Below are 12,970 nucleotides of genomic sequence, written 5' to 3' on the forward strand. Positions count from 1 at the left end.
CAGATGCTTCAGGACAGATATTCGCTCGCGTTTCGGCTTTATCCCTATCGGAAATCCGCTGATCAGGACGCACCACATGCCAGGCGCCATCCGGTTGTTATCGTAGGCGGCGGCCCGATCGGGCTGGCCATGGCGCTGGATCTGGGACGGCAGGGCATTCCTGCACTGGTTCTGGACGATCACGAAGGGATCGGCATGGGCAGCCGCGCGATCTGCTTTGCCAAGCGAACGCTGGAGATCGCAGACCGCCACGGGTGCGGCGCACCGATGCTGGACAAGGGCGTGGTCTGGAATGTCGGCAAGGTGTTTCAGGACGACCGACAAGTCTATGAATTCAACCTTCTGCCCGAAACCGGCCATCGCAACCCGGCGTTCATCAACCTGCAACAGCCCTATTTCGAGAAGTTCATCTTCGAGGCCATTTGTGCCGAACAGGAGCGCGGAACGCCCATCGAAATCCGCGGCAAGAACCGGGTTGAAGCGATTGATGTCAAAGATGACCACGTGACCCTTTCCGTAGAAACCCCGGATGGCCCTTACCAGATCGAGGCGGATTGGCTGATCGCCTGCGACGGCGCGGGGTCCCCAACGCGGGACATGCTTGATCTGGGGTTCGAGGGGCGCGTGTTTCAGGACAGCTTCCTGATCGCCGATATCAGGATGAAAACCGCCGAGTTCCCGACAGAACGCTGGTTCTGGTTCGAGCCTTACTTCAAATCCGGTGCCTCGACCTTGCTGCACAAGCAGCCCGATGATGTCTGGCGCGTGGATTTTCAGATCGGCTGGGACGTGGACCGCAAAGAGGAGCTGAAAGAGGAAAACATCCGCAGACGGCTGGATGCGATGCTGGGTGACAACGTCGAATATGAACTTGTCTGGTCGTCAATCTACACCTTCCAGTGCCGCCGCATGCAGAACTTCCGCCATGGCCGGGTGATCTTTGCAGGTGATGCCGCGCATCAGGTATCCCCGTTTGGCGCGCGCGGGGCCAATTCGGGGATGCAGGATGTGGACAATCTGGGCTGGAAGCTTGGCCTTGTGATTGCGGGCAAGGCAGCCGACAGCCTGCTGGACAGCTACGATCAGGAACGGGTGTTTGCGGCGGATGAGAATATCCTCAACTCGACCCGTTCGACCGATTTCATCACCCCGAAATCCAAAACCAGCAAAAGGTTTCGCGATGCAGTCTTGAAGCTGGCTGAAACGCACAGCTTTGCCCGGCCTCTGGTCAATTCGGGGCGGTTGTCCGTGCCCTGCACCTACGATCATTCATCCCTGAACGGCGAGGATGCCCTGCCCGACGGCCCAAGCGGAACGCGCGTCGGTGCGACATGTGCAGATGTGCCTTTGGGCGATGGCTTCCTGCTCGACCGGCTTGGGGATGAGTTTGTTCTTCTGGCGATCAACACGGATGCACCGGCACATCTGGACGTGGATGGGATCACCCTGCGCACCGTCTCTGTCCAGACGACCGATGCCTTAGCTGCCCGCTATCTTGGGGCGAACAAACAGGCCGTTTATCTGATCCGCCCGGATCAGCATGTAGCGGCCCGCTGGGTGGCGTTTGATGAGGCGGCGACGCGCGCGGCGGTTCGCAAAGCCTGCGGAAAGGAATAGCACATGCCGTTGATTACCGAGCCAAACCTGCCATCACCGGACGATTTCTACGCCGATCTGATCGCGGCCCATGACGGGCTGTCGGATGAGGATAGCGAAGCGCTGAACGCCCGACTGATCCTTGTGCTGGCCAATCATATTGGGGATCACGAAACGCTCAGGCAGGCCCTGCAAGCCGCTGCTTGAAAAGCGTCAGACCCGGCGACAGATCCGAAATACAGCTTAGGGCACCAGTCGATTGCGGCCCTGAGCTTCGAGCACCCAACAGTCCGTGCCTTCGAACACCACCGCAGTCAGCGGGTGGCCATAGCCTGCACCGGTGTCGATATTGATCCGATTACCCCGGTGATCCGGCGCAGACACGTGGCTGTGGCCGTGTACCACCAGCCACGGATGCTGGCTTTCGTGATCCAGAAACTCATCGCGGATCCAGATCAGGTCGTCGGGGTCCTGCTGCTTTAATGGCACACCGGGTCGAATGCCTGCATGGACAAACAGCACATCGGTGGTCAGGTGGTAGGGCTGCAACTGATTCATAAAGTCGATATGCGCCTGTGGCACCGCCTGTTTCGCCTGAGCGTGAACCTGATAGATGCGATCTCCGTCCTCTACCCCTACCCCGTAAGACTGCAATGTCTCGGCACCTCCGATCCGGGGATGCAGCCAATGATACCCGACCAGCAGACGGGCATCGTTGCGCGGATAATCCTCCAAGAACATCGCATACATCTGGTCGTGATTGCCGCGCAGGAACGTCCAGTTCCTGCCCTCGGCCTGCCCTTTGATCAGTAAATCCAGAACCTCACGGCTTTGTGGCCCCCGGTCGGTGTAATCGCCAATGAACACCACTTTGGCATCGGGGCCGCCGTCGCGTTCGATCCGCGCCAGGGCGTCCTCCAGCATCCCAAATTGACCGTGAATGTCGCCTATTGCGTAGATCGGATCGGGCATCTGTTTCGCTCCGTTCAGGCGAAAGAAATATCGACCGAGCCAAACGCGCCGAAATCGGCGTGGATGTCAGTGCCTGACGGGCATTCGACAGGTCGGATGAAGCTGCCGGACAAGATGACCTGACCCAGTTCGATGCTTTGGCCGTACTGCGCCATGCGGCGGGCCAGCCAGACAACGCTTTCGATAGGATCGCTCAATACACCGGCCCCCAGCCCTGTTTCCTCAATCTCGCCATTACGGAAGGTCAGTGCGCCCACCCAACGCAGATCAAACGCATCAATTGCATGGCGTTCATCGCCCAACACGACGCCCGCATTTGCCGCATTGTCGCTGATCGTGTCAAACACCGTGCGCGCCTTGCCGGTCTCGGGATCCACCCGCTGAATACGGGTGTCGAGGATTTCGATGGACGGCGCGACGTAATCCGTGGCTGCGATGACATCCTCACGACGGACGTCCTCGCCCCCCACGGCGGAGTGCATGACAAAGGCAATCTCGGCCTCGATCCGGGGTTGGATGAAACGCCCTGCCGGGACAGTGCTGCCATTCGCGAACACCATATCATCGAACAAAATCCCGCTGTCGGGGATGTCGATATTCAACGCATATTGCATCGCTTTCGAGGTCAGCCCGATCTTCCAGCCAATCACCTTGCGTCCTTCGGCCAGTTTCTGGCGGTAGATCGCATTCTGCACCTCATAGGCGTCGTCCATACCCATCTCGGGGTGGCGCAGGCTCAGCAACCCGATCTGTTCGCGCGTTCGTTCGGCTTGCATCAAATCGGCAGCGGCGCGGTCGTGATCTTCGGGGGTCATACCTGTTCATCCTCGACCGTGTTGCGCAGGGTGCCGATGCCGTCGACCGACACCTCTATGACGTCGCCGGGCACCAGGTATCTTGGCGGATCGAACCGCGCGCCCGCGCCGCTCGGGGTGCCGGTGACGATGATATCGCCGGGCTGCAAGGTCATGAAGGTCGAGATATATTCGATCTCGCGCCGGATCGGGAACATCATGCGGTTCAGCGTATCATCCTGCCGTAGCTCGCCATTCACGCGGGTCTGGATGCGGGCGTCATCCAGTTGCGCCGCATCGGTGAACGGCACCAGCCACGGGCCGATTGACCCCGATTTGTCCCAGTTCTTTCCTTGCGTGACGTTAAACTTGGCGTGCCGCACCCAATCCCGGATCGTGCCTTCATTGCATAAGGTCAAGGCCGCGATATGGTCATACGCGTCTTGCTGAGCGATCCTGCGCCCTCCCTTGCCGATCACAATTGCAACCTCGCCTTCATAATCCAGCGTGTGGTTTTCGGGCGGTCGGATCAATGGGCGGTCATGGCCGGTAAAGCCGCTGGGAAAACGTGGAAACAGCGACATGTATTTGGGCTGCGCGCTGCCGTCCTTGTATTCCGCATTTCGGTCCGGAAAGTTCACCCCAACACATAGGATACGGCGCGCATCCGGCATCACCATCTCATAGGTGAACTCGGTATGGGTGACGGGCCTGCCTTCGGCAGCTTTGGCCAACTGCCCGAATGCACTCGAGGCGATCACCTCATACAGGCTGGCGCAATCCGGGGACGCATCATTCAGAGCGATAGCGCCGTTGTCGGTGATGGCCCCAAAAAACGTCCTGTTATCTGATGTGTAGGTAGCAAACTTCATGCGATCTTTCCCCAGACGTCGCGAATGACCTCTGCCGCCATCAGCACGTCTTCGCGCGTTGTATCGAATTGGCCGACCTGAAAGCGGATGATCTTGCGACCGTCGAACAGGCCTTGGGTCAGGTAAATCCGGCCATCATCGTTCAGCGCATCCACCAATCGCTGCTGCATCTCATCATCGCCGGGACAACGGAAGGAAAACAGGCTGAGGATCGGGCCCGTCGTCACCTCAAACCCTTCCATCGTGCTAATCATCTCGGCAAGTTCAGCTGCCCAGGCGACGTGGTTGCGGATGCGGGCCCGCAACCCCTCCAACCCGTATGAGCGCAACAGGAACCAGATTTTCAGCGCCCGGAACCTGCGCCCCAAGGGGATCGTCCATTCCGAATAATTCGTGACCTCTGCCCCGGTTGTCTTGAGGTATTCGGGCTCAATCTTCAGCGTGTTCAACTGCGGTGTGGCGTCCCTGAGGAATTGAATGGCGCAATCGAACTGCGCGCCCAGCCATTTATGCGGGTTGAAGACGATACTGTCATAGCGGTCGGCCCCGGACCAAAACGTCTGGCGAAATTCAGGGCAGATCATGGCCGACCCGGCCCATGCCGCATCCAGATGGGTGTAGAGGTCGTGTTTCTGCGCCACATCAGCAACCGCATTGAGATCATCGCATGCCCCCACCCCGGTGCCCCCGGTGATGGCAATGATCCCGGCGGGCACATGCCCGGCGGCGATGTCGCGCTGAATTGCGGCCTCCAGCGCATCTGGATCAATCGCAAAGGTCGGGCCATGTGCGGGCAGTTTGACCAGATTGTCCTGACCGATACCCGCGACCCAGCAGGCCCGGTCAATCGACGAATGCACCTGGTCCGAGCAATAAATCCGCAGCGCGCCTTTGGTGTTCAACCCGTCACGATTGCCGGTAAAGCCCGTGGCCCGTTCGCGCATGGTCAGCACCGCCGACAAGGTGGCCGAGGACGCGCTGTCCTGAATGACCCCGGTCATGCCTTCGGGCAAGCCCAGCGCCTGCCTAAGCCAGTCGACCATAACCCCTTCGACCTCGGTCGCGGCCGGAGAGGTCTGCCACAACATGCACTGCGCCGCGATTGTGGTGACCAGCATCTCGGCCAGCATCGACGGCGGCGCGGCATTGGCCGGGAAATAGGCAAAGAAACGCGGGTGCTGCCAATGGGTCATACCCGGCATCACGATCCGTTCGAAATCGGCCATGATGGTGTCCATGGCCTGCGCGTGTTCTGGTGGCTGCTGGGGAAGCTGCGCGGCAATCTCACCCGGGGCGGTTTGCGCGCGCACCGGCAGGTCGGGCAAAGTCTTGTGATAATCCGCAGCCCAGTCGGATATGCGTTTGCCCCAGTGGCTAAACTCGTCCCAGTCCATTCCCGCCTCCTCAGGGTGCGATGATTGGGGTGGCGTTCAGATCCGCCTCGGCCACGTCAACGCCTGTGAACCGAGACCCATGTTCAAACCAGCTGCGCGGTGCGGGCGCACCCCATAGGGTTTGCCGCTGCGGGTCTTTCAGGTCCCATTTCAGCGGCTCATGATCGGGGTCCAACGTCTGATAATCCGAGCTGTAGATTTCGATCCGGTGACCATCCGGGTCAAGGATATACAGAAAGAACGCGTTGGAAATACCGTGCCGTCCCGGCCCGCGTTCGATGTTCTCGACGTAACCCGTGGTCGACATGACGTCCAGAAGATCGATGATGTGCATCGGGTTGGCGACCCAGAACGCCACATGGTGCATGCGTGGCCCGGTACCGTTGGTAAAGGCCATGTCATGCACACCACCTTTGCGATGCAACCACGCCGCCCACAACCGCTTGCTGTCTTCGTCTTCGGTATATTCCGTAACCCGAAATCCCATGTCGCTGTAGAAGGCGACGCTGTGATCGACGTTTGGGCTGAAACAGTTGAAATGGTCTATCCGCAAGGGGCGCACGCCATGGTATCGGACATAGTCCTGATGGATCGTCGGCAGCCGGTCCATCTTGTTGTAGAATTCCAATGGGATACCGATATTGTCCGAGGTCAGCAGCGTGCGCCCCTGAAACGGGCGTTCGATCCACTGGGTCGGGCGGCCTTTGGCCTGAAACCAGGCTTCGGCGCGATCAAGATCAGCCTCATCAAAGACCTTGAACCCCATGACATCGACCGTGCCGGGCGCGTCGGATTTCTGCAGAACCACGCTGTGATGCCCACGCTCTTCCAGCGCGCGCAGGTAGATGTGAGTGTCGGATTCATGCGCCACCTGCAGGCCGAACATGTCAACATAAAACGCCCTGGATACCGCCAGATCCTTAACGTTCAGGCAAACATGGCTCAGGCGGATCGTGTTGAAATCCGGGTAGAGGTTCGGAGCGGGTACAGGCATTTCAAACTCCTAAGTGCTTTGGATTGTCAGGGCGACGCGTGTCAGGTCCCAAGGCGAGTGATCTTGTGCTGACCGGTGGCAAAGCCGATGTGCTTTTGTTCCATGTAGAACTCAAAGCTCCAATCGCCGCCGTCCCGACCAATCCCCGAGGCTTTGACACCACCGAACGGCGTCGGCAGATGGCGGACGTTTTCCGAGTTCACCCAGATCATCCCGGCCTCAAGCTTGTCGGTGAAACGCAAGGCGCGGGTCAGGTCGTTGGTCCAGACATAGCCGGTCAGACCGTAGGGTGTGTCGTTGGCCAACTGCAGCGCCTCATCCTCGGTCGAGAATGGAATGGCGGTCAGAACCGGGCCAAAGATTTCCTCGCGCGCGATGCGCATCTGGTTGTTTGCGTTGGTGAAAAGGGTCGGTCGTACAAAATAGCCGGTCTCCCCGACTGTCGTTCCGCCCGCGGCGATGGTCGCCCCATCCTCTTTCGCGATCTCAAAGTAACTGGTGACCTTGTTGAAATGTTCCTCGGTCACCAGCGGTCCGATCTCGGTCGCCGGGTCCAGCGGGTGGCCGACCTTGATCTTGTTCACGCGCTCAACAAGCTTGGCCTCAAAGGCATCCTTGATCGTATCCTGCACCAGCAAACGCGAGGAGGAGGTGCAGCGCTCGCCGTTGATCGAATAGATCATGAAGATCACCGCATCCAGCGCGCGGTCCAGATCGGCATCGTCAAACACGATAACCGGGTTCTTGCCGCCCAGCTCCAGATGGTTGCGTTTGAGCGTGTCTGCCCCCTGTTTGGTGATCAGGCTGCCCGTGCGGCTTTCGCCCACAAAGGCGATGGCGCGAATTTTCGGATGTTCGCACAGCGCCTTTCCCGCCTCTTCGCCAAAACCGTTCACCGTGTTCAAAACGCCTTTTGGCAGACCGGCCTCTTCCGCGATTTCGACCAACAGCCTTGCCGTCAGCGGGCTGGCCTCGGCCGGTTTGTGAACCACTGTGCACCCGGCCGCCAGCGCCGGTGCGATTTTCCACGTGGACAGCATGAAGGGCGTGTTCCAGGGCGTGATCACACCGACCGGGCCAATCGGGACGCGCGTGGTGATGTTCATCAGCGTCGGCGATTTCAGATGCTGACCATCCCGCGCCTGCACAACCTGATCCGCAAAATAGCGAAAGTTCTCGGCCCCGCGCAGTGCGGCCTTCGACATGAATTTCAACGCCTGTCCGGTGTCCCAGCATTCGCACAAGGCGATCTCCTCAGCGCGCGCCCCAATGCCTTCGGCCACACGGATCAGGATTTCGCGTCGTTCGGTTGCGGGCATGTCACGCCATTGGGGAAAGGCATCTACCGCAGCATTGGCCGCAGCGTCGATATCGTCCGCATTGCCCTGGGCAACCTCGCAAATCACGCTTTTGTCGACCGGAGACGTGGTTTGGAACCTGCCTGCGGACCCGTCCCGATCCTCGCCCGCAATCCGGTTCCTGATCCCATTCTTCCGGAACCGCGCCAGCAACCCGTTCAGCTTTTCCAGGTTCTGCTCCAAACTGCTCATTTCGGATCCTCCAGATGGTCGCGGATCGTGCCGAATTTGGGCGATAGACCAGCGTCGATGTCCCGCAATTCAGACGACAAAGCGATTGAATGCGTGTCCATTGCGGGTTTCAGAAAGACCCGCGCGGTGTCGAAAATCTGCTTGATGACGTTCTGCTTGACCTCATCCGCCCGTCCTTCGCGCAGGCGGACCGATATGTCGACAAACCCGTGTTTGGGATCGCCATCCGCGATGGAATAATGATCGACGCGGATCGCCCGCACACGCAAACCGGGCATGGGCAAGGCGTCGATCCGGGCCGCAGATTGCCTTAACGCATCACACAGCCCGGCCATATCCACGACCTGTTCCAGGTTTGCGGAATATTCGATGTGGATATGCGGCACGTCTCAATCCATTTTATTTGATATGTTAAGTAATATTATACCTATCGAACGTTGCGGTCTCGAGTCAAACAATTTATTTAACATGTGATGTAATTTTGGGATCGGACAATTGCCAGACACATCGCGAACCAAAAAACCCACCGCCCTGCCCCCGACGGCGCAGTCACTTCCGGTGTCGCTGATCCGCGCGCGTGAGGCCGTAATGGCCCCGATCCGCAAGATGTTGGCCAAGGCGGGCATCACCGAACAGCAATGGCGCGTTCTGCGCGTGCTCAGCGAGGGCGGAAAGATGGACGCCGGCATGTTGGCCAATCGCGCGGCGCTGATGTCGCCAAGCCTCAGCCGGATTGTGCATTCGATGGAGAAAGCCGGGCTCGTATCCCGTGAGGCCGACGCGACAGACCGCCGTCGCCAGCACATTGCGATCACGGCTGCAGGGCAAGCGATCATTGATGATCATATGGCCGAGGCCTCGGACATCGCCTCCCATTACCGAAGCATCCTTGGGGATAACGATCACGACACCCTGTTGGCGCTGCTGCGAAAGCTTGCCGTTGCGATTGAAGATCAGGATTCAACCCCTTGAAAGGCCGGGGCATCAAACTGCCCCCAGCCCTTTGCCCAACGCCGAAATCAAAGTGTTCACGTCCTCTTCGCCCAGCACCAGCGGCGGGGACAGAATGATGTTGTTTCCCGACACACGCACCATGGCCCCGGCCTCATAGGCCGTTTTTTGCACCTTGCCGATCGTGGCCTTGTCGATGGGCGTTTTGGTGGTTCTGTCCGAAACCAGCTCTAACGCGCACATCAGGCCATACCCCCCGCGCACATCGCCGATCAGGTCGTATGTCTCGCCCAGCGCCTGAAGGCCCGCATGCAATTGCGCCCCACGCTGCGCGGCGTTGTCCTTGACGTTCAGACGTTCGGTTTCCTTCAGGCACGCAATCGCGGCAGCCGCACCCACGGGATGGCCGGAATAGGTATACCCCGACCCGATTGCCGCCTTGCCCGAGCGGTCACCTTCGAACACATCAGCCACCGCATCGCTAATCATCACGGCACCGAACGGGAAATACCCATTGGTTATGGCCTTCGCCGTGACCGCCATGTCGGGCTTGACGCCAAAGCGGCGCGATCCGCTCCACGCCCCCGTCCGGCCATAGGCTGTGATCACTTCATCCGCGATCAGCAGGATACCGTATTTCGAGCAGATCTCGCGCACGCCGGGCATAAAGGTTTCATGCGGCGGGATCACACCGCCCGCCCCAAGAACCGGCTCCATGATCATTGCGGCTATGGTCGAAGGGTCCTGAAACCTGATCTCATCCTCAAGCGCCGCAAGGCACAGTTGCGCCAGCTTTTCCGGATCGGTTTCGCCAAACGGATTGCGATAGGTGTAAGGCGACGGAATGTGATGGCAGCCGGACATCAACGGCTCGTACTGCGTTCGGAAATTCGGGTTACCGTTCACCGATGCGCCCAGCGTATGGGTGCCGTGATAACCTTTCTTGAGGCTCAGAAATTTGACGCGCCCGGCCTCGCCGCGCACCTTATGATATTGCCGTGCAAGGCGCAGCGCGATTTCAACGCCATCCGACCCGCCGGAAGTAAAGAAAGCGCGCGACAGCCCATCAGGGGCAAAGAATTCGCGCAGCATCCAGCTGAGTTCTATGACCAGATCATTGGTAGTGCCCCGGAAAATCGAATAATAAGGCAGCCTGTCCAACTGTTGGGAAATTGCATCCTTCACCGGCTGGCAAGAATACCCGAGGTTTACGTTCCATAGCCCCCCGACCCCATCAACAACCGTATTCCCATCCACATCCGTGATGCGAACACCATCGCCACCGACGATAATGTCAGGCGGGTTTGCAAGACTGTCCGCCGGATGCGCCATCGGGTGCCACAGGTGGCGCGCGTTGTTTTCTTTCAGGAAATTGCTGTCCTTCATCACATCACCTGTTGTGTCTTGGTTTCATCGCCCCAGTCCGGCGGCAGGGCTTCGAACCCTTGTGGAAACGCACCTCCCAGCGCAGTCGAGGCGCGGGCGGCCTCTCTCAGAAGCAAATGCGCAATGTCGCGCAGTTTCTCTGGCCTGACCCGCACGCTTGGGACGGCAACGGCCAAAGCGCCCAGAACCCGCCCGCCTTCGCCGAAGACGGGGCAGCCGACCGACGTGACCCCTTCATCAAACCCACCGGTGACTGACGCCACGCCGAACCGCCGGACGCGGTCGATCATGCCTTTCAGGTCCGCCGGGTCCGAGATCGTTTGGTCGGTATATTTCGACAAGGGCCGTGCCATGACGCGGGCTTGCCAATCCTCGGGGCAAAAAGCCAGGGCCGCGATGCCGGACGATGTCGCGTGCAGGGGCAACATCTCGGCAATGTCAAAGTTCACCTGAATGCCGTGCAGGGCAGGATCCGCGTGGGCGACCGGCGACAGCGCCTCGCCTTGCAGCAGACTGGCATGGGCCAGTTCGCCAACAGCTTCGGACAATTCGGACACGATGGGCTGCAACAGCTTTCGCACCGGGAACGCCGCCTCACGCAAGGCCGACAGGCGCAACAGCGCCGGACCAAGCCGATAGGCGCGCGTGTCAGGGTGTTGCTCCAGATAGCCGTTTTCCGCAAGCTCGGTCAGGTGGCGATGAACCGTCGCCTTGTCGCGCCCGGTAAGGCGCACAAACTCTCCCAGCCCGATTTCCGCGCGGTCGCGCGCGTACAGGGAAAGTAAGTCCAAAGCTTTTGTGATTGTTCCCATCTGCTGCCTTTTGATCGGTTTAATATTTGAACCAATGGTATCAGATATTCGACCTGGTTTCCACGTCAGTCAATAGAAAATCAATATTGACAAGTGTCGGTATTTGATCAGACACTTTTTTGATACCAATGGTTCACTATTTAAACCGACGAGGCGTGATTTGGACAGAGCGATAATTGAACAACTCCGGTCCCAAAGCGTACCACCCGCCCGCCATGTGATCGACGGCGCGCGGTGTGATGCCTCGGACGGCGGCACGCTTGATGTTGTGTCACCCATCGACGGATCGACCCTGACGACCATGCCAAAAGGCACGCGGGATGATGCCCAATTGGCAATCCGTTCAGCGCGCGCGGCTTTTGACGACGGGCGATGGTCTGGCCTCGCCCCTGCTGCACGCAAGAAAATCATGCTGAAATGGGCGGACCTTATCGAAGCGCAGGCGGCAGAACTTGCCGTATTGGGCGTGCGAAACAACGGAACCGAGATCGGAATGGCCTACAAGGCCGAACCGCTCAGCGCTGCCGGGACGATCCGGTACTTTGCCGAAGCCATCGACAAGATATATGGCGAGATCGCCCCAACCGCCCCCGGCGCTCTGGGGCTGGTGCATAAACAGCCGGTGGGCATTGTGGGCGCGATCGTGCCGTGGAACTTCCCCCTGATGATCGGCAGTTGGAAACTGGGCCCGGCCCTTGCCGCCGGTTGCACCGTGGTTCTGAAACCGGCCGAGACCGCCTCACTAACCCTGATCCGCCTTGCTGAGTTGGCGCTGGAGGCCGGTCTTCCCCCCGGCGTTTTCAACGTCGTGACCGGCGAAGGCGCGGTTGTCGGCGCTGAGATTGCCGAGTCTCACGACGTGGACGTACTGGTATTCACCGGATCTGGGGCAACGGGGCGTCGGCTGATGGAGGCATCGGCGCGGTCCAATCTCAAACGTGTCTATCTGGAACTTGGTGGCAAATCCCCAAATATCGTGTTTATAGACGCCCCCAATCTGGCAGAGGCCGCCAAAGTCTCGGCCGCGGGGATTTTCCGAAACTCGGGTCAGGTTTGCGTTGCCGGATCGCGACTGCTGGTACAACGCAAAATCCATGACGACTTCGTCGCAATGCTGGTCAAAAACGCCGAAGCCATGCGTGTCGGCGACCCGCTGGACCCTGATACCGATGCCGGTGCGGTGAATTCGGAACGACAACTGGCGCAGAACCTTGCCTTTGTGGACGAGGCCCGCGCCGCCGGGCGTACCATCGTCATCGGGGGCACCCGGATACTGCAGGACACGGGCGGCACCTATATGGCACCGACCATCATTACCAGCGTGCAACCCAACGACCGCGTTGTCTGTGAAGAAGTGTTTGGCCCGGTTCTGACCGTTCAGGCCTTTGACACCGAAGAAGAAGCCATCGCCCTTGCAAACGCCACCGAATTCGGACTGGCAGCCGGTGTATGGACTGCGGACCTATCGCGCGCGCATCGGATGATCGCGAAAATTCAGGCCGGAGTCGTGCATGTCAACACATATGGCGGGGCCGACATCACTGTGCCCTTGGGTGGCGTAAAACAATCCGGAAACGGGCATGACAAGTCACTGCATGCGTTCGACAAATACCTTGACCTGAAAACCGCGTGGATCAAGCTCTGAACGG

The 12,970-nt window shown here is 59.3% G+C and carries 13 protein-coding genes; 4 read left to right on the top strand and 9 right to left on the bottom strand.

From position 1 onward, the window contains the following. The first annotated feature begins 3 nt into the window (after window positions 1-3). Together ACR0LW_RS11295 and ACR0LW_RS11300 are read left to right on the top strand one after the other, a co-directional pair. Window positions 4-1,617: an FAD-dependent oxidoreductase gene (locus tag ACR0LW_RS11295; protein ID WP_480882694.1), complete on the top strand. Its 1,614-nt coding sequence runs from the start codon at window positions 4-6 to the stop codon at window positions 1,615-1,617. A gap of 3 nt (window positions 1,618-1,620) precedes the next feature. Next, entirely contained in the window at window positions 1,621-1,803 is a 183-nt protein-coding gene (locus ACR0LW_RS11300) for a DUF2783 domain-containing protein (protein WP_170451711.1), read from the top strand. 36 nt (window positions 1,804-1,839) lie between these two features. Here the strand turns inward: ACR0LW_RS11300 and ACR0LW_RS11305 are convergent, their stop codons facing one another. From ACR0LW_RS11305 to ACR0LW_RS11335, 7 genes are read right to left on the bottom strand one after another with little or no spacing between them, the layout of a single operon-like run. Then, window positions 1,840-2,568 carry a metallophosphoesterase family protein gene (locus ACR0LW_RS11305; protein ID WP_480882695.1) on the bottom strand — a complete coding sequence of 243 codons (729 nt, stop codon included), beginning with the start codon at window positions 2,566-2,568 and terminating at the stop codon, window positions 1,840-1,842. A 14-nt stretch (window positions 2,569-2,582) separates the two neighbouring features. Then, on the bottom strand, window positions 2,583-3,383 hold the full coding sequence (hpaH, locus tag ACR0LW_RS11310; RefSeq protein ID WP_480882696.1) for a 2-oxo-hept-4-ene-1,7-dioate hydratase: 801 nt from the start codon (window positions 3,381-3,383) through the stop codon (window positions 2,583-2,585). Continuing rightward, entirely contained in the window at window positions 3,380-4,234 is an 855-nt protein-coding gene (locus ACR0LW_RS11315) for a fumarylacetoacetate hydrolase family protein (protein WP_480882697.1), read from the bottom strand. The genes hpaH and ACR0LW_RS11315 overlap by 4 nt, the downstream gene beginning before the upstream one ends. After that, window positions 4,231-5,628, bottom strand: a complete 1,398-nt coding sequence (locus ACR0LW_RS11320) for a pyridoxal phosphate-dependent decarboxylase family protein (protein ID WP_480882698.1) — start codon at window positions 5,626-5,628, stop codon at window positions 4,231-4,233. Before ACR0LW_RS11320 ends, ACR0LW_RS11315 begins: the two co-directional genes overlap by 4 nt. A gap of 10 nt (window positions 5,629-5,638) precedes the next feature. After that, a complete protein-coding gene (gene hpaD, locus ACR0LW_RS11325) occupies window positions 5,639-6,622 on the bottom strand; it encodes a 3,4-dihydroxyphenylacetate 2,3-dioxygenase (RefSeq protein ID WP_480882699.1) in 984 nt (327 codons plus the stop codon). Between the two features lie 41 nt (window positions 6,623-6,663). Then, complete coding sequence (gene hpaE, locus ACR0LW_RS11330) at window positions 6,664-8,172, bottom strand: 5-carboxymethyl-2-hydroxymuconate semialdehyde dehydrogenase (protein WP_480882700.1); 1,509 nt, start codon at window positions 8,170-8,172, stop codon at window positions 6,664-6,666. Then, the gene (locus tag ACR0LW_RS11335; RefSeq protein ID WP_170451724.1) at window positions 8,169-8,558 is read right to left on the bottom strand and encodes a 5-carboxymethyl-2-hydroxymuconate isomerase; all 390 of its coding nucleotides are present in this window, start codon (window positions 8,556-8,558) and stop codon (window positions 8,169-8,171) included. Before ACR0LW_RS11335 ends, hpaE begins: the two co-directional genes overlap by 4 nt. Window positions 8,559-8,667: 109 nt before the next feature. On the opposite strand from ACR0LW_RS11335, the gene hpaR reads away from it, so the two are divergent. Next, window positions 8,668-9,144, top strand: coding sequence for a homoprotocatechuate degradation operon regulator HpaR (gene hpaR, locus ACR0LW_RS11340; protein ID WP_480581826.1), 477 nt, complete (start codon window positions 8,668-8,670; stop codon window positions 9,142-9,144). Window positions 9,145-9,156: 12 nt separating this feature from the next. Here the strand turns inward: hpaR and ACR0LW_RS11345 are convergent, their stop codons facing one another. After that, window positions 9,157-10,509: an aminotransferase class III-fold pyridoxal phosphate-dependent enzyme gene (locus ACR0LW_RS11345; RefSeq protein WP_480882701.1), complete on the bottom strand. Its 1,353-nt coding sequence runs from the start codon at window positions 10,507-10,509 to the stop codon at window positions 9,157-9,159. After that, the gene (locus ACR0LW_RS11350) at window positions 10,509-11,321 is read right to left on the bottom strand and encodes an IclR family transcriptional regulator (protein ID WP_480882702.1); all 813 of its coding nucleotides are present in this window, start codon (window positions 11,319-11,321) and stop codon (window positions 10,509-10,511) included. Before ACR0LW_RS11350 ends, ACR0LW_RS11345 begins: the two co-directional genes overlap by 1 nt. A 160-nt stretch (window positions 11,322-11,481) precedes the next feature. On the opposite strand from ACR0LW_RS11350, the gene ACR0LW_RS11355 reads away from it, so the two are divergent. Beyond that, the gene (locus ACR0LW_RS11355; RefSeq protein ID WP_480882703.1) at window positions 11,482-12,966 is read left to right on the top strand and encodes an aldehyde dehydrogenase; all 1,485 of its coding nucleotides are present in this window, start codon (window positions 11,482-11,484) and stop codon (window positions 12,964-12,966) included. The last annotated feature ends 4 nt before the right edge of the window (window positions 12,967-12,970 follow it).

Source organism: Ruegeria sp. N4, assembly GCF_056531425.1.

Bases quoted from the DNA above. Each gene is read 5' to 3' on its own strand.
- ACR0LW_RS11300 (WP_170451711.1), top strand. From the start codon at position 1,621: ATGCCGTTGATTACCGAGCCAAACCTGCCATCACCGGACGATTTCTAC.
- hpaD (WP_480882699.1), bottom strand. From the start codon at position 6,622: ATGCCTGTACCCGCTCCGAACCTCTACCCGGATTTCAACACGATCCGC.
- ACR0LW_RS11345 (WP_480882701.1), bottom strand. From the start codon at position 10,509: ATGAAGGACAGCAATTTCCTGAAAGAAAACAACGCGCGCCACCTGTGG.
- ACR0LW_RS11305 (WP_480882695.1), bottom strand. From the start codon at position 2,568: ATGCCCGATCCGATCTACGCAATAGGCGACATTCACGGTCAATTTGGG.
- ACR0LW_RS11295 (WP_480882694.1), top strand. From the start codon at position 4: ATGCTTCAGGACAGATATTCGCTCGCGTTTCGGCTTTATCCCTATCGG.
- ACR0LW_RS11315 (WP_480882697.1), bottom strand. From the start codon at position 4,234: ATGAAGTTTGCTACCTACACATCAGATAACAGGACGTTTTTTGGGGCC.
- hpaH (WP_480882696.1), bottom strand. From the start codon at position 3,383: ATGACCCCCGAAGATCACGACCGCGCCGCTGCCGATTTGATGCAAGCC.
- ACR0LW_RS11350 (WP_480882702.1), bottom strand. From the start codon at position 11,321: ATGGGAACAATCACAAAAGCTTTGGACTTACTTTCCCTGTACGCGCGC.
- ACR0LW_RS11320 (WP_480882698.1), bottom strand. From the start codon at position 5,628: ATGGACTGGGACGAGTTTAGCCACTGGGGCAAACGCATATCCGACTGG.
- hpaE (WP_480882700.1), bottom strand. From the start codon at position 8,172: ATGAGCAGTTTGGAGCAGAACCTGGAAAAGCTGAACGGGTTGCTGGCG.